This window comes from Streptomyces sp. NPDC051364, assembly GCF_040682115.1.
GTDB lineage: Bacteria > Actinomycetota > Actinomycetes > Streptomycetales > Streptomycetaceae > Streptomyces.
The window spans coordinates 1-15,856 of sequence record NZ_JBFBAH010000061.1; the positions used below are offsets into that span (position 1 = coordinate 1).

General features: G+C 68.4%; 15 protein-coding genes. 7 read left to right on the forward strand and 8 right to left on the reverse strand.

Annotated elements, in window-relative coordinates:
• Nucleotides 1-83 precede the first annotated feature (83 nt).
• Nucleotides 84-935: a hypothetical protein gene (locus tag AB0M76_RS42355; protein WP_365958105.1), complete on the reverse strand. Its 852-nt coding sequence runs from the start codon at nt 933-935 to the stop codon at nt 84-86.
• A gap of 190 nt (nt 936-1,125) precedes the next feature.
• On the opposite strand from AB0M76_RS42355, the gene AB0M76_RS42360 reads away from it, so the two are divergent.
• The 4 genes from AB0M76_RS42360 to AB0M76_RS42375 all read left to right on the forward strand — a co-directional run bounded on the left by AB0M76_RS42360 (nt 1,126) and on the right by AB0M76_RS42375 (nt 3,509).
• Nucleotides 1,126-1,656 carry an ATP-binding protein gene (locus tag AB0M76_RS42360; RefSeq protein ID WP_365958118.1) on the forward strand — a complete coding sequence of 177 codons (531 nt, stop codon included), beginning with the start codon at nt 1,126-1,128 and terminating at the stop codon, nt 1,654-1,656.
• Entirely contained in the window at nt 1,653-1,811 is a 159-nt protein-coding gene (locus AB0M76_RS42365) for a hypothetical protein (RefSeq protein WP_365958106.1), read from the forward strand. The genes AB0M76_RS42360 and AB0M76_RS42365 overlap by 4 nt, the downstream gene beginning before the upstream one ends.
• A 310-nt stretch (nt 1,812-2,121) precedes the next feature.
• Nucleotides 2,122-2,658, forward strand: coding sequence for a hypothetical protein (locus AB0M76_RS42370; protein WP_365958107.1), 537 nt, complete (start codon nt 2,122-2,124; stop codon nt 2,656-2,658).
• 62 nt (nt 2,659-2,720) lie between these two features.
• Nucleotides 2,721-3,509 carry a GntR family transcriptional regulator gene (locus AB0M76_RS42375; RefSeq protein WP_365958108.1) on the forward strand — a complete coding sequence of 263 codons (789 nt, stop codon included), beginning with the start codon at nt 2,721-2,723 and terminating at the stop codon, nt 3,507-3,509.
• Nucleotides 3,510-3,741: 232 nt separating this feature from the next.
• Here the strand turns inward: AB0M76_RS42375 and AB0M76_RS42380 are convergent, their stop codons facing one another.
• Nucleotides 3,742-5,163 (reverse strand): helix-turn-helix domain-containing protein, encoded by a 1,422-nt coding sequence (locus AB0M76_RS42380; protein ID WP_365958109.1) that lies wholly within the window; start codon nt 5,161-5,163, stop codon nt 3,742-3,744.
• Between the two features lie 171 nt (nt 5,164-5,334).
• Nucleotides 5,335-5,514: a hypothetical protein gene (locus AB0M76_RS42385; protein ID WP_365958110.1), complete on the reverse strand. Its 180-nt coding sequence runs from the start codon at nt 5,512-5,514 to the stop codon at nt 5,335-5,337.
• An 866-nt stretch (nt 5,515-6,380) separates the two neighbouring features.
• Between AB0M76_RS42385 and AB0M76_RS42390 the strand changes: the two genes are divergently transcribed.
• Nucleotides 6,381-6,959 (forward strand): sigma-70 family RNA polymerase sigma factor, encoded by a 579-nt coding sequence (locus tag AB0M76_RS42390; protein WP_365958111.1) that lies wholly within the window; start codon nt 6,381-6,383, stop codon nt 6,957-6,959.
• Nucleotides 6,956-8,965, forward strand: a complete 2,010-nt coding sequence (locus AB0M76_RS42395) for an IclR family transcriptional regulator C-terminal domain-containing protein (protein ID WP_365958112.1) — start codon at nt 6,956-6,958, stop codon at nt 8,963-8,965. The genes AB0M76_RS42390 and AB0M76_RS42395 overlap by 4 nt, the downstream gene beginning before the upstream one ends.
• Nucleotides 8,966-9,064: 99 nt before the next feature.
• Here the strand turns inward: AB0M76_RS42395 and AB0M76_RS42400 are convergent, their stop codons facing one another.
• The gene (locus AB0M76_RS42400; protein WP_365958113.1) at nt 9,065-9,382 is read right to left on the reverse strand and encodes a hypothetical protein; all 318 of its coding nucleotides are present in this window, start codon (nt 9,380-9,382) and stop codon (nt 9,065-9,067) included.
• Between the two features lie 227 nt (nt 9,383-9,609).
• Between AB0M76_RS42400 and AB0M76_RS42405 the strand changes: the two genes are divergently transcribed.
• Nucleotides 9,610-10,101 (forward strand): hypothetical protein, encoded by a 492-nt coding sequence (locus tag AB0M76_RS42405; protein WP_365958114.1) that lies wholly within the window; start codon nt 9,610-9,612, stop codon nt 10,099-10,101.
• A 506-nt stretch (nt 10,102-10,607) separates the two neighbouring features.
• Here the strand turns inward: AB0M76_RS42405 and AB0M76_RS42410 are convergent.
• From AB0M76_RS42410 to AB0M76_RS42425, 4 genes are all read right to left on the reverse strand, one after another.
• On the reverse strand, nt 10,608-13,745 hold the full coding sequence (locus AB0M76_RS42410) for a WD40 repeat domain-containing protein (RefSeq protein WP_365958115.1): 3,138 nt from the start codon (nt 13,743-13,745) through the stop codon (nt 10,608-10,610).
• A complete protein-coding gene (locus AB0M76_RS42415; RefSeq protein WP_365958116.1) occupies nt 13,742-14,185 on the reverse strand; it encodes a hypothetical protein in 444 nt (147 codons plus the stop codon). The genes AB0M76_RS42410 and AB0M76_RS42415 overlap by 4 nt, the downstream gene beginning before the upstream one ends.
• A gap of 53 nt (nt 14,186-14,238) precedes the next feature.
• Nucleotides 14,239-14,643 (reverse strand): trypsin-like peptidase domain-containing protein, encoded by a 405-nt coding sequence (locus tag AB0M76_RS42420; protein WP_365958117.1) that lies wholly within the window; start codon nt 14,641-14,643, stop codon nt 14,239-14,241.
• Nucleotides 14,644-14,792: 149 nt separating this feature from the next.
• A complete protein-coding gene (locus AB0M76_RS42425; RefSeq protein ID WP_365958119.1) occupies nt 14,793-15,524 on the reverse strand; it encodes an HNH endonuclease family protein in 732 nt (243 codons plus the stop codon).
• Between the last annotated feature and the right edge of the window lie 332 nt (nt 15,525-15,856).

Sequence of the window (15,856 nt, forward strand, 5' to 3'; positions counted from 1 at the left end):
TCTCAACATGGACATGCCCATCGGGCAGGCCGGACAGCGATCAGTACCACGATCGAGCGATCACGAACGAATAGAAGTCGGACTTAACGGCCACTGAGGTCGCCGGCGGTGGCGTGGATGGCGGCGTGCCGGGCGTGGCCGAGGGAGGCGAACATGGGGTCGCGGCGGGTGATCGCGAGGGTGCGGGCGACGTCGTTGGTCGCTGCGGCGTCGGCGGGTCGCTTCATGTGCCGGTACATAGTGCCGGCGTGGGACCAAATCCGGAACTGAATGGCCTGGTCGCCGGACATCGCGGCCAATTGCTGGGCCTCACGCATGTGCTCGATGGCCCGGTTGTACCGGCGTCCGTCGATGGCGGCCCACATGGCGGAGGAGCGGAACGCGGCGGCGCTGGCGTAGAGGTATCCGCGTACGCGCTGACTGGCGGCCCCGCTGGCTTGCAGTCGAAGGGCTTCCTCGCTGAGGGCGGCGGCCTGCTGTTCGATGGTCTGCTGGCCGCCATGGCGGTGATCGCTGGCGACGACATCGGCGAATCGTTGCTGGAGACGCTCGACGTCGGTGACGCCGATGCGGGGCGAGGCCGCGTAGCTGGGCGTGGCGGCGGTGGCCGCGATGGCGGCGGCTCCCTGGATGAGATGACGGCGGAGCACTGGCGGGTCCTCCTTCGCTGGTGCGGATGCTGGGGTACGAGTGCGGCGTTCGAACCCTAAGTCGGTGGCTGACTTTCCACTGACGAGTTCCAGGGCTCGCAGTTGCACGTTCTTGGGGCAGCGGACACGTCCGGAGCGCCAGGCGCGGATGTTGCTGTCGTCCAGTCCGCCATGCCGGCCGGTGAGTTGGGCGACGGCCCCGTTGACCAGCTCAGCCAGTTCACGGGAGCTCAGTTGCTGGTCGTGCATCCATTCGACGAGTACGTGGTTCGGCAGCACGCTCATCGCTCCACAGTAAGACCGAGCACGACCCTCATATGGGTAAAGGAAGGACCAAATCGCCCTAGGGTACGCGGAGATGAAGGAGTCACATCGCCCTACTCGCGGCTCGGTAGAAGGCGTTTATCTGAGCGAGCTGACGACGGATACGCCGCCGAAAGGACCGATGATGACCAGTCTCAGGGTGCCGAACACAATGTGTGCCGGCGAGGCCCCGGAGCCGGCCCGCGTTGCGCCGTTACCGGACCCCGCCATCCTGTCCTCGGATCAGGTGCCGCCGACTGCGGGGTTCCGCGACGGGGCGGAGACCGTTGTCTGGTGCGCGCGCCCCACTGGGCCCGGCTCGTTTCGGCCGGAGGATGCCCGATACGTGCAGGACGTTCGGCGCTCCACGATGTCCCATATGCGCCGCTGGGGCGTCGAGGACGATGTGGCGTCGGCTGCCGAGCTGATGGTCAGCGAGCTGCTCACCAACGAACTCCAGCACGGTTCCAGCATCTTGATCCGTGTCCGGTTGGTCGTCGGCTGTGGCGCTCTCATGCTGGGGGTGACAGGTGGCGGATCGTACGTTCCCAAGGTCAAGATGGCGGACCCGGATGATACCGGCCAGCGAGGCCTCTTCCTCGTGGATCACCTCGCACGTGAGCACCGCGGATGCTGGGGCGTCTCCGCGGACGGCACCACTTGGTGCGTACTGGGCTCGGCCGCCCTCCGGGAGTCAGCATGAGCCTCCTTGGCACCGTCCAGCGTTACCACCGAGCGGACCGGTATCCGACACCCGGCACCTCGCCGCTGCGGTTCGCCGACTGCTGCACCTGGAGGCCAGCGGCGAAGCGGAGCGTCAGCTCGCTGGGCTACCTCCTCGTCGTGCACCTGCCCTGACCCCCGGTCCCTCCCGGCGCTGGCCTCTCCACTTTGGAAGGGGCAGTCTCCAACGGCCCCGTCCCCCGGAGTACGCTCCGCCATTCCCGCGTGCTGACCGGCCATAGGGGTGCGGTCTAGCGCGCCACTGCCTCCGTTGCCAGGCGGGCAACCAGGGTGTGCCCCAGCCTCCCCGCGCCACGCACCTCGGCGGTCGGCCAACCGCTACAAGGCCAGCGCCGCCGCACGCTGCTGCGGAAGGCAGCCTCCCCTGTCGGTCCTCGCGCCGACTCCGACCACAACCTCACTAGTCAAGGTCCCCATGTATGTCATGACGCTGCTGACCCCCGACCACGTCCCAGCTGTCGACGAGTTGATCCGCTTGCGCATGTACTGGCTGCTGGATCGTCGGCTCCCATTGAGCGGGGAGAGCTCCAACCTCGTCGACCTCGTCCGCCTCCCGGAGCCCGAGCCTGGCATGCTGCCCGTCGGGATGTGGGACGGCGAGACCCTCGTTGCTGCACTCGCGGTGCAGGCCGCAACTCCCATGGCCGGCTGGACGCTCGAGGAGCGGCAGGAATCGAGCCTGGCGGTCTCCCTGGCTCACACCCACCCCGAGCAGCAGGGTTTGGGGCGGCTGCTGACGCACTGGCTCTGCGACTATGCCGCACGCAGGCCTTCTCCCCCAGCGTGGATTCGCTGCACCGTGCGGGTAAAGAACCTGGCTGACTATCTCGAGCATGCCTGCGGCTGGGAGAAGGTCCGCGAAATCACGGGCTGGAAGGGTGACTCCCACCTGTTCCAGCGCGCCCCGCAGAGAGACCGGCACATGCGGTTATTGGTCCGTGGTGAAGGCGAGTTGGCGTGATGGTTCAGGCGCTCTGCCAGGAGGTGCGGCAAGCTGACGCTATTGATCTTGCCGCTTCGAAGGTGACGGTCGAAGAGGTCCGTGAGCTGATCGTCTCCGGCATCGAGTTCGGCCGCTACGTGCCGGGGATGGTGCTGCCGGCCAAGGTCGTCGCCGCCGACCTCGGTGTACCTGCGGCCCTGCTGCCGCGCGCATTCGCAGACCTGGCCCAGGCCGGGACACTGGCCCGAAACGGCCACCACATCGCCGTCCCCCATTCGCCAGATGAGCGGGACTCGCGGGCCCGCCACCTGGCCAACCGATTGCTCGACCAGGTCGCGGCCAGGCTCTACCCTCCCGAGGTGCCGCTGCCGGGGATCGCCGAGCTCGCCCGCGACCGCGTCACCGAACCATCGCTCATGCGCACGGCCCTCAGCCTCCTCCAGGACGAAGGGTGGGTGGGCAGGAAGCCGGGGCGGGGCCGCGTGGTCCTGCCGTCTGGGTGGCTGCTCGCCCCACCCCGAACAGTGGCCCTTCCGCCCCTCGCCGCCGGCATGGCCGGGCTGGCCGAGCACGAGATCCGGGATGACGTCAGGCTGGCGTATACGCGGTGGCGCAGCCGGCAGTTCCTGCCGCCCGAGGATGTCGAGAGGGCATGGCAGGAGATGCGTAGTATCGCCACGCACATCCTGCCGTCCACGCTGCCCGGGACACTTCCTGCGGCCTACCGCGGGGATCGGGCAGTGGCCCTTGTGCGGGAGGCGGCGTCGGCTCCGCTGCCCGACACCGCCCTGCTGGGCCTGTGGCACACCGCCTGTCTTGCCATGGCCATCAGGGGTCTTCTGGCCTACTCCTGCCGGAGGACGCCATGACCGTAAACCATGGGCACCGGGTGCTACGGCTGCTTCGCCGTCTGGCCGGCATTCCGCTGGTGGGACCGCTCGCAGCAGGCATTGCGAAGCTGTACGGCAGGTGGCGTGTCCGGCAGATACTCTCCCGCGCCCGGCTCCGGATCGAGCCGGAGAATGCTGGGGGTGTGCACCCCGACTCTGCACAACCCCCGACTCGGGACTGATCGGCGCGGACAGCCTGCGCGATATGCAGTTACCTGCGTAGTTCTCGGTACGAGACCGGGGACGCTGTTGTCCGCGGGGGGTCGCTGGGCTCTTGGGACGGTGGGTGGCTGAGGGCATTGCGATCCGCCCGCTTTTGCAGCAGCCGGGCGCGCTGCGACTCCACGATGCTGGGGTGGTTGAGCGTGCGGCTGAAGGTGGCGATGACTTCGTTGAGTGGGGTTGGGGCGGGCTGCTTTGTACGCGGTTGGGCGGGTGACGCTGTGGGGTCGTTGGTCGGCCTGGGCGTCAGGATGGCGGGCCCCGCATCGTGTTCGGCGGCGGCTTGGTCAAGGAGGCGGCGGAAGTGGGTGGCATCGCCGCCGAGGAGGTCGACGAACAGCTTCAGAACCCGCCAGGCGGGGAGCTGGGTGCCCTCGATGAGGTGGGCGACTTCGTCGGTGGTGAGGGTCCAGCGGCTGGCGACGGCGATGTCCTGGGCCGCTGGCTGTCCGGCTCGTGCGTGGAGGGTGTGGACGGCTTGATAGAGAGCTTCGGCCGCAGGAACGGGTGAGTCCTCGTCCTCGGTGAGAGTGATGTCGCGGGTTCGTTCGCTGCACCGCTCGGTTACCCATACGGTCCGCAACACGCTGGGGTCGGCGCCGCAGGCGTGCGCGAACTTCTCGGTCATGGCCCAGGTCGGGAGGCGCTCGCCGGAGAGAATCCGTGACAGAAATGAGGGAGAGCAGCCGATCTTGGCGCTGACCTCGGTGTTGGTCTGCTTGGACGTCCGCACCAACATCGACAGGACGGGGGCCAGCCGGTTGTACGCAGCCCCCGACGGCGCGGGCGTGGTGGTGGGAGCGGGTTGGCTGTCGGGGGATGCGGTGGTCTGCGAGGCTCGTGCGGCGGAGGTACGGTGTGGCCTGGGGCTGGCCGGCGGGGAGTTCTTGGTTGAGCTTCGTGGGGCGGGTGCCGGAGTGGGATTGCCGGTCAGGCGGGCGAGGCGGCGCTTGATGAAGTCCTCGGAGTAGCGGTGGCGGGCGGTGTCCTGGCTGATGCCGAGCACCTCGCTGACACGGACCCAGGTGACCTGGCGGTAGCGGGCACGTCCGACGAGGCCGGCAGTGAGTCCGTCGAGTTGCTGCTGCATCTGCGCCGCGAGTTTGAGCGGCTCCTCACCGTCGGCGTCCGGGAGCAGCCTGAGGAGCTCGCGGGCGGACTCCCTCAGGTCATGGGCGATCTCGGTGACCGGATCCTCGGTGGGGTTGCTATCAACGACGGGTGCAGGCGCAGCCTGGCGTCGGGGGGTGTCCGCCGGCTGAAGTGAGGCCGGGTCAGTGCCGACCAGCTCGGGGTGGTTCTTGCGGGCCCGGTGGGCGGCCTGTCGGCAGGCGGCGCCGCAGTACTTCTGAGGGCGCCCTGCCCTCACGCCGGGGCTGGTGAGCGGGGTGCCGCAGTGGTCGCAAGTCATGGCGTCCGTCCGTGTCACGAAAAGGGTTCAAGTCAGCGGCGTGCAAGCGCAGAGTGTGGAAGATTCGCCGGATTTCGTGACGCCTCCCGGGCCGCGGGAACGGCCCCGGAGACGTTCTTGCGGTTGCACATGGGTACGCGGGCGGGGGCGCGGCCCCCGCCCGCGGTTGGGCTAGCGGCGGCGCCTGCGAGCCCGGTGGACACCGGCGAACGCGCCGGTCATGGCAGCAGCGACGGAATAGAGGGCCCCTGCGGGAACGGTGACTTGAACGGACGTCTGATTGATCAGGATGAGTCCCAGAACAGGAATCGCAAGAAACGCGGAAGTCGCGCCCTTGCCAATCCAGTTCATGGAACGAAATGTTTCGTGACGGTGGATACGCTGGCTTCCAGCCGAGCGACCAATGGACGGTTTCGTTCGGCGGCGCCGACGGGTACGTGCCATGTGCACAGTCCTTTCGGTGTTGCGTGTGGAAGGCGTGCGGGGCTCCGAACAGAGGTTTCCAGGCCATGTGGTGAAGCCCCGCACGCACCTGCGAGTGACCGTACAGACACAAAGCGCTAGCCAGGAAATCTACTCATATGAGACGGCGGCGCTGTTTTTGCGCGTTCCTGCAGGACAGGTCGACTTTTCGTCACCAGGCAGGCCGAAATCTTCCCGATCTCGGGCAAACGCGCCCCGCGCGCGCCCGCGCACTGCTAGAGGTACCCAATCCGCCGGCGAGTCCAGGGGTTACCGGAAGACAAGAGGAAGATCTATCCACGGCCGCTACATGGCTTCAACCTCTGGCCGGAGCATGACGCCGACATCTCACGTGAGCGCGATACACGGTTGGCTGATATAGGCCGGGACAGCCCTACGGAGCCGATAGGGCGCTCCGGCAGGCCGCCCGCAGCCAGCGGTCCGCTCGACGGCTCGACGGCTCGACGGCTCGACGGCTCGACGGCTCGACGGCTCGACGGCTCGATCATGATCGGTCGCTGATTGATCCGAAATCATTCACAAGCCACCTCTTATGGTCTTCTGCCGTGTGCCCTCCTGCGTTGCTCCGAGGATGGAGCGGGGCTTCGCCATTCGGTTGAAGCCGAGCCCGCCTGACGAAGGGGAGCCCATGCAGTGGTGCACTGGGATCCGGACTGCGCCCGCAGCCAGCCATCGCGTGCAGCGACGGGCTTCGCCCCGCCGTACGCGCCGCTCGAACGCGTCGAGGCCGTCCGATGAGCGACGTCACTGACGAGGCTGACGGCACGGTCCGATTGCCCGAGCCGCCGGCCACGCTCCGATGGGCGCCCGAGGAGTGGGATCGGTTCCTCGCCTTCGACCAGACGCACCGGGCACGCTTCACCCGATACGCCTGGATGGATCTGGAGTCCCAGGTCGACGCCGAAGAGGCAGTAGAGCGGACCTGGGACGAACTGATCGAGGAATGGCCAAGCCTGGCCCTCGGGTTGAACCTCAACCACCACGCCTGGGGGGTCCTCAAGCGACACGTTGCCATCCAGACGCGCCTGCGCCATGACAGGTACCCCCTCGACCCTCAACTCCCCCACGCCGTCGCCACCGACAGCTCGGACCTCCTGGACCGCGTCCGACTGGCCATCGCCTGCCTGCCGGAACGGCAGCGCATCACCCTGCGCATGCGCTACCTCCTGGACTACAGCAACGACGAGATCGCCGACATGATGTCCATCCCCGCGGCCACCGTGCGCTCAAATCTGCGCCATGCCCACAAACGGCTGGCACGGATCCTCAATCTGCCCACTGAATACAACAGGAAAGGCAAGGCCAGGCCATGAGCGAGACCCACGGGAGCTACGGAACCGTGGAGGAGCTTCTCGCTGCCGCGCTGAAACCAATGCTGTTCGACGGCGAGGACACCCTCTCCCCGCCCCTACCTGCCCGAACACCGGACCGCGGGTGCCAGAGCCGTCTTGCAGCAGCCAAGGCTCACCTTCGCCAGGCGCGCCACATGTACGGGTTCGCCGGACAGGCGTGGCAGCAGCTCGTCCACAACGAGGAAGCCGGAGAGGAGCTTGAGGCGCTGTGCGCCCAGACCGTATCCCACCCGAACTCCGGCCCCAGCATTGCCGTGTTCATCAGCAGCCACCACACGGACGGGACCGGAGCACAGGTGTTCGCGTGCCTCCTGTACGCGGCCGGGGACAGCGAAGGGGCGCGCTTCTGGTGGCAGTACGCAGCCGGTATGGGTGTCGACAAGGCCGCCTACTGCCTGGTCCTGGACCATTCCCGGCGTGGTGAGTACGAGGATGCCCAGCTGTGGGCGGATCTCTTGGCCCACTCCGACTTCACCCCCGACCCCCGCTGGCATCACCGCCCGCTCTCCCCCGGCGTACGGGACGTGCTCGCTGGCCTCCTCGTGTGCATCCGGCAGGAGCCTCACGAGGATCTGGGCTTGATCCCGCTACCGGCGACGAAGTTCGCGAAGGCAGTCTTTGCCCTCGCCCTTCGCCCGCAGCAACCCCGGCCCGGCTACTGGATGCTCCGCCCGACCACCAGCCCTCGCCCGGCATCGCCCGACGCCGAGGCACCCGACCGGGTTACAAACGAGCAGGACCCTGCCCCCAGCCCCGACGCGAACACCTGGCCGGCCCACGCTGCTACGCCGGCCCCAGCCGAACCACCGGCACCCGGCTGGACCATGGGCGCACCCCGCCTCCTGCCCAGGAGTGGAAAGCGAGCCTCGGCGGACGACAGCGCCGCCATGCGCCAGGCCCGACACGCCCACAACATCGTTGGGGTGCTGCAGAAGCACCGCCTGGGTATCAGCGCGGGCCAGATCGCCACGAAGACCGGACTGGACGAGGCCGAACTCGCCCCACTGCTCGAGATGCTGTGCGAGGAGGACTTCGCGGAGCCCGTCCACGGCGCCCTCGGTATCTACGCACCCGGGCTGGCCCTGGACCGGCTCGCCCTGCCCGGTGGAAGCGGCATCGGAGCGCAGCTCCAGCGCACCCTTGCTATCGCCCGCGACCACATCGGCGCCGCGATCTACCTCTCGAGATACAGCGACGGTGACGTCCTCGTCACCCAGGTGTCCACCAGCACCAACGCCCCACCTGTCGAGGAACACACCCCCTTCCACCAGGCTCCGCACGCCAGCGCCCTCGGCAAATGCCTCATCGGCCAGCTCCGCCACGACCAGCAGGCCGAACACATCACCCGCTACACGATGGAGAGCTTCACGGCGCGCACCTGCAAAGACCCCCGTACCTTCCTCGAGCACCTTGGCCGAACACGCCCAGGCGACCCCGCCTATGACATTCGCGAATACGACCGGCTCGTCGTCTGCTCGGCCGTACCCGCCAGCCTTAGCAGTCAAATCGGGGGCCTCGCCCTCTCCCTGCCCTCCCTCCACGCCCACCGCCTGAGAGAGGCAACGAAGGCCCTCCAGCGCAAGGCCGTCCCCATCCTCCTCGTCCTCCTCCTCACCGGCGCCATCCCCACCGACGCCTCTGCGGACGATCTCCACACAGCAGATCTCCTCGCCACCGCAAGCGACGCCCCCCTCAACGAACGTGGCCTGAACCATCTACGGCGCATGTTCGCCACCCCCCTCACCAGCCGTGCTGCGATCCGCAACGCCGCCGGCACGACCGCGCCCCACCTCGTGTCCGACGCCGCCTCCAACACCTTCTACCTCTTCGACGCCGCACCCCCCGAATCCGTCACTACCCTCGCCCTCCCCCACCCCATCACCGCTCCCCTCCCCGGCACCCAGCTACTCGACGGCGCCGCTACCTTCCCTGGCCCGCCAGGAGACCTACTCGTCTACGGCACATGACCCTGTTGCTTCACCAAACGCGCATTCCAAGGGCGCGACGTACGTGAGGGGGCAGGAAGCGTGGCCGGCCCCCACGGCTGACAGCTGCAGGCGGCCGTTTCAAAGGCTGCCGTACCGGATGAGGAGACTGCGGACCGCCGCACCGCGGGGGCCCTGGGCAGGTGCGGCCCACGTGAAGCGTGTCTGCTCACGCACGACCAGGTCCGCGAGTACGAGCTGCCCGCAGCCGCGGGGAAGGCCGGAGACCCTCGGTGGGCGGGGTTCGCCCGCCGGTACGGGCTCGACGTCGGCCGACCGGTGCAGTGGGAGGTTGAGGCGCTCGATCCCGCGGAGCTCCAGCGCCTGGTCCTCGCCGCCGTCGCTCCCTATGTCGATCAGTCCGTGCTCGACGGCCGCATCGCGGAGGAGGAGCTCCAACGGGCCCGGCTCAGGGCGTTCACCGAGACGTGGCCCGCCGGACGTCCGGACGGTGGCTGACCGCCGCCAAAGCGGGACGATCCCGGCCTCAACTCGGCTTCCACGGGGACGGCTCAGGTCGAGATCGGGAGCCAGGGCCGTGCGCTTTCCTGAAAGATGGCGTCCATGAGGAACACCAAGGCGTTCAGGGAAGCGGTCGCCGAGACTCTGGCCCAGCCCACCGGGGTGTGACCGTCCGCCCGGGCACGGTCGCCGACACCATCGAGCGGAACTTCCGCGCCGTCGCCACCCAACTCGGGATCCAGGAGGGCTCCGCCTGGCGGTACTTCGACCCGGCCGGCCTCGCGGCCAGCCTCGCCCAACAGCGGCAGACGGCCGAGAGCAGCAGCACACCCGGCGAGGTTGGGCGCGCGCCGATGCCGCCGGTCGACAACCCGGAGCTGGCCCTCATCCTCGGGGGCGTGCCTGACGCCCTGGAGGAGAGCGGCGGCGACCTGTACAGCGTCATCGTCAACGTCGCCGTGAACGCCTGGATGGCCGGCCACATCCACGGCGAGGACGGCTGCACCGGCTGCCAGGACAAGCGGCCCACCGGCACCGACTGGCAGGCCCGGATGGACACCATCACCGCGATGCAGCCCGACATCACCAAGTGGTTCGACCCCGAGGTCTGGACGGCCGCCCCCAACGACACCGGCTACGGCGTCACCCGAACCTGACCCGCCGCCCTCGTGATCATCCATGCGCCGGAGAGCAAACGACCGGCTGCCCTGCGAAGGCTCGGCGATACGCCTCGCCGGTCTCAGCCCCGAGACCGGCGCGGATGGTGGGGGCGACGCCGCCCCGGTGAGGGATCAGGCGCGGCCTCCGGTGAGGAGAATCTAGGCGGCGCTCACCCAGCGCCGCACGGACTCCCGAGAGGCGCCGAGGGATTCGGCGACCTGGATGTGGAGTGCGCGCTCGGAGAAGTACTCCGCACGATGCTCTGTCACCAGTCTCACGGCCTGGCTACGAAAGGCTGTGTCAATCTTCTTGGGCGCGAGACCCATCCTCTCTGCTGGCTCGCAACGGAGCGGCAGAGAAGTCGGAACGGTCTGCGTCACGACGTGCGTCCCGGCCCGGCTCCGGGCGCTGGCCACTTGCTCAGGCCCGCACTGTAGGGCGACCAGCCGGGCGCAAACAGGTGCCCGGCGAGCGAAAACGACTTCTGACGCCACCCTGTTCTTCAGTCTGAGCTGCACACGGGGCCGACGGACTGGTCCCGCAGATACGCCGTCCGTTCTTCCGGGGTGAGGTCGCGGTTGACGGAGTGGCAGATCTTCTTGATTGCTGCGGCGGGTGAGGGGACGGCTACTTTCCAAAGCCGAGCCGTCTTATCGTAACTGCCGGTTGCGACGGTACGGCCGTCGGGGCTGAACGCTACCGACGACACGCCGTCGGAGTGGCCGATCAGTGTAGTGCGGGTCTTGGCCGACGCGACGTCCCACAACCGCACGGTGCCGTCGATGCTTCCGCTGGCGATTGTGCGGCCGTCGGGGCTGAACGCCACCGCATTGACATCGCTGGTGTGTCCGATCAGCGTGCTGCGGGTCTTGCCCGTTGCCGCGTCCCATACCCGCACGGTGCGGTCGTAACTGCCGGTGGCGACGGTGCGTCCGTCCGGGCTGAAGGCCATTGATGTTACCCGGTCGGTGTGCCCGGAGAGAGTGGTGCGGGATTCGCCGGTGGAGACGTCCCACAGTCGCGCGGTACGGTCGCCGCTGCCAGTGGCCAGGGTGCGCCCGTCGGGGCTGAATGCCAGAGAGCTCACGAAAGCGGTGTGCTCACCCATAACGGTCTGGGCCTTTCCTGTTGTTACGTTCCACAGCGCTGCAACCCCATCGGCGGCCCCGGTTGCGAGCGTTTCTCCGTCAGGGCTGAACGCCACTGCGTTCACCTTGTCCGCGGGCACGACCAGGGTGGTGCGGACCTTGCCGCCGGCCACGTCCCACAGCTGCACTTCACTGCCCCAGCGACCGGTGGCGAGAGTGCTTCCATCGGGGCTGAACGTCATCGACATCACGGTGCCGTCGCTGTCCAAAGCGCGGAGGGGTTTGCCGCTATCCACGTCCCACAACTTGACCGTGCCCTCGGCGCCCCCGGTGGCCAGGATGCGGCTGTTGGGGCGGAACGCCACTGCCATTACCCCGCTGGTGTGCCCCGTCAGGATGGTGCGGTCGGCCACATCCCACAACCGCACGCTGTGGTCGAGGCTGCCGGAAGCGACGGTGCGTCCGTCGGGGCTGAACGCCACCGAAACCACCTCGTTCGTGTGTCCGAGGAGGGTGGCGCGGACCGCACTGGTGGCCACGTCCCAGACCTGCCCGCTGTGGTCGGAACTTCCGGTGGCGAGCATGGTTCCGTCAGGGCTGAACGCCATGGAGTTGAATCTCCCGTACAACGTGGTGCGGGTCTCGCCGGTGGCCAGATCCCACAGCCCTACCGACCCGTCACCGTTTTCGGTGGCGAGGGTGCCGCCGTCGGGACTGAACAGCACCGAACCAACGATGCCTTCCTGCTCCGGCAGCGTCCTGAGGACGCTGCCGGTGTTTACGTCCCAGAGCCGCACGGTCGTGCCGCTGGCGGTGGCGAGGGTGCCGCTGGGGCTGAACGACACCGCTTTCACAATGTCGGTGTGCTTGCCCAGGACGGTGCGGCTCTTTCGGGCAGCCACGTCCCACAGCCGCACGGTCATGTCGTTGCTGCCGGTGGCGAGGGTGCTTCCGTCAGCGCTGAGAACCACGGAATTCACCTGGCTGGTATGCCCGGACAGTGTGGCGAGGGGCTTATGGGTGGCCACGCTCCAGAGCCGTACCGGCCCTTCGTTGCTGCCCGTGGCGAGGATGCGGCCATCGGGGCTGAACGCCACCGAGACCACTGCGAGAGGATCGTGGTCCAGTGTGGCGCCGGCCTTTCCGGTGGCCGTGTCCCACAGGCGCACGGTGGCGTCGGAGCTCCCGCTGGCGAGGGTGCGTCCGTCCGGGCTGAACACCACCGCGTGCACCTCGTTGGCATGGCCCGACAGGCGTCGATGCAACGGGAGGGCTGCGCCGTTGTGCAGGCTTTCCGCGGCTTCGGGTGTGTGGCTGGTGCGGTATGCCTGGATGGCCAGAAGCGAGGCGAGTTCGGGGTTCGAGGCGATGAGGGTGCTGGACTCGGCCGCGAGCTGACGGGACTGGGCTGCTTCACGTGTGGTGACCGCTGCCCGCCACTGCCACAGGGCGCCGCCCCCCGCGATGAGAGCGATGGTGAGCAAGCCGGCCAGGATCGCGTTGAGGCGCCGGCTTCGGCGGATGGCAGCCTGCTGGCGCTGCTTGCTAGCGGTGAGGAACCGGTCGATGTCAGTGGGCAGACGGCGCTGGTGGGACAATTCGAGCCCCGCTGCCAGAGCTGTGCCCGCGAGCAGGTCTTCCTCGTGCTTTCCGTCGGCCCAGCGGGCCTGCTGCTCGGTGGCTCGTACGAACCATTCCTGGAAGCGGCGGTCCTGGCCGACCAACTCGCGCAACCTGCCCCAGTCCCGGATGAGCGCGTCGTGGATGAGCTCCGCCATCGGACGTGCCGAAGGCCCTTCGGGCGTGCGGGTGGTGACGATGCGGTGCCGGGTCAGCTCGGCGAGGACCGTGTCGAACACATCTCTGTCATCAGGGGAACCGTCGGGGCTGGCTGCGAGGTCACGCAGATCCTCCAGAGGGACCTGCGCACGGATCGCGGGGATGTTGTGGCGCAGGTCGGCAGGGCGTACGAGTGAGGTCAGCATGCGCTCGGCGACGGGCAGGCTGTCCGGGGGCAGTCGGTTGAGTGCGGTGTCGCACCAGGTGGTCAGGCTGCCGGTCACTCCCCCGATGCGCCGGTAGGCGTCGTGGGTGAGGAAGCCGTCGTGGCGCTGTCGCCACAGCTCGCTGAGTGTCAGTTCCAGCAGGGGCAGCACCGTGACCGCGGCCCTGCGGCGTGCCGCCCCCTCTGGGGCATTGGCCAGGACATCGGTGACGATCTGCTCCGGGAGCCCGCTTTCGAAGCGGGCTCCGACGTTGTGGGCGGGCAGCGTGATGATGTCGTGCAGGTCGTTCTGGCTCAGCGTGCCCGGGATGTTGAGGAGGCCCGGCATTGCCGCCTCCAGCAGGTCGGGGGCGAGGGCGGCGAGCTGCGGGTAGAAGTCGTCGCGCATGACGAGGATCACGCTCAGGGCGGCGTGCGAGGTGATCGCGGCCGTGAGCCGGTCCGCGGCGGCGAGGTTGTCTTTCTGCTGGGTGAGTAGCTCCTCGAACTGGTCGATGACGAGCACGACCCGCTGGTATTCGGGTTGTGCCCTGAGCGTGCGGGTCACGGCCTCGGGGATCCCGTCGGTGGTGGCCCCGGGCAGCCCTGCGCGTTCGATCTCGGCACAGAGGTCCTGACCTGTCGAACCCGTACGGGCAGCCACCGGTCGCTGCCCGCCACTTCGCCCGCGGCCAGTGCGGGCAGGACCCCGGCCTGGATCAGGGAGGACTTGCCCGAGCCGGACGGGCCGAGCAGCAGGACCACACGCCGCTGCTCGTCCAGATGCGCGAGGACCTGGCTCACGGCGTCCTGCCGGCCCTCGAACCACTGGGCCTGGTCCGCGGTGAACGGCTCCAGCCCCCGGTAAGGGCATACATCCTGAACGGCCAGGGCAGGCCAGATCGCTCGAAGCACCTGGACGGGGGTGACGTAGGCGATGCCCTGGCCCTTCCCGTATGTATCGGGGCTGGTGATCTCGGTGAGCATGCCGATGACCAGACCGGTCACCTCGTCGACGACCGGGCCGCCGCTGAACCCCGTGGTCAGGTCGTTGGCGCCCGTCAGCTGGAGGTGTTGACCCGATGCTCGGTCGCAGGCAGAAGGTCACCAGCCGTCGCGTACCCGAAATGCCCGCCCTCCGGAGCCTGTCCGGGAAAGCCGAACGAGCGCACCTCGTGCCCCCTGGAGCCTGCCGCGGAACCCAGCGCCGGTACGTGCGTGCCGGGCACGGCGACACCCAGGCGCACCATGGCGACGTCTTCGGCCTCGGGTTCCCGCCACGGCTCTTCCAGGACGATCCCTTCGACGACGCCTGCTCCGTCAGCGTTCGGGAAGACCAGCCATACGCTGCGGCCGGGCCCGCTGCCGGCAGCGCGGACGACGTGCGCGCAGGTGACGAGCACGTCCTCAGCGACCAGGAAGCCGGCCCCGCACGCCTCATCGTTCTGTCCGAGGACCCGGGCCACGGCTCTGAGCATGTCCACGGGTTCAGCCGTCCTTCTTGTGCCAGTTCATGGTGCCCTTCAGGTAGCAGTCGGCGCTGCCATTCGATCCTCGCCGGGCGCCTCGCGCCTACGCTCAGTGGAGGACCACACGGCGTTCTTGGGGAGGCCGATCAGGCGGCTGGTTCGTAGACGACGGTGGTGGTCGGGCAGTCCTCGGCAAGGCCGAGGAGTGCCTGCCGCTCCGCCTCGTCGACGGCCAGGCCCCAACGGAGCTTCGTCCCCACCCACGTCGCGGCATAGGTGCAGTGGTAGGAGCCGTCCGTGGGCATCCATTCCGCCGGGTCCTTGTCGGCCTTGGAACGGTTGGAGGCGGCCGAGACCGCGATCAGGGTGTCTGGACTGTTCTGGTCGTTCGCGTACGCCTCACGCCGCGCCGCATCCCACGGCGTCTGCTCAGAGTCGTAGACCTCAGCGAGCGGAACAAAATGGTCAACGTCGAGGCGGGCCGCGTCGGTGACGACCACGTCGTCGTACGCACTGCGCCACACCCCGCCCGTCAGCTTGCAGCCCGCCGCGACCTGCGGAGCCTCGAGCGCCTCGGACAGGATGACCTCCTTGCGGGTATCGCACCCGTCCGAGGCGATGAGGCCCTTGTTCCAGTGCTTGTAGAGATCCCGCTTGTAGCCCTCCCGGTGCTCCTCCGCGACCGAGAGCTGGTCGATCGCATCGAAGAGCGACAACGGCACCCGCACACCCAGCGCACTAGGTACAGCAGGAGCGGAGGCGACCGTGGCGGCCGCGGCCAGCCGCAAATCTGCGGCATGGGAGGCGGGAGCGGTGGTGAGCACAGGCAGGGCAGCGAGGGCGAGCGCGGACAGACCGCGCCACAGCAGGTTCTTGATCACATGAGTGGGTCTAGCGCGGCCCTCGTGGTCTGCGACAGGGGCTGAGCAGCCAACTCACCCGTCCGGGCGGCCGGATTCACCGCGGAAACGATCACTCCGGCCATACGGTCGCCGGCGGCGCCGGGACCGTCACCGGGAGCGGTCAAGGTGAACTCCTGCGGTAGGGGCCTCACTCCCGCTCTTTGGCCCGTGCCCGCCGGTGCCCCGCGCCGGGCGGTACCAACGGCCGGGCAGGGCTAGGGCGTGTATCCGGTTGTGATCAATTTGTGCGACTCGCCCGTGCCCTGTGACGCGATCTGGTAGATCGTCACTCATGACGCGGGCGCAAC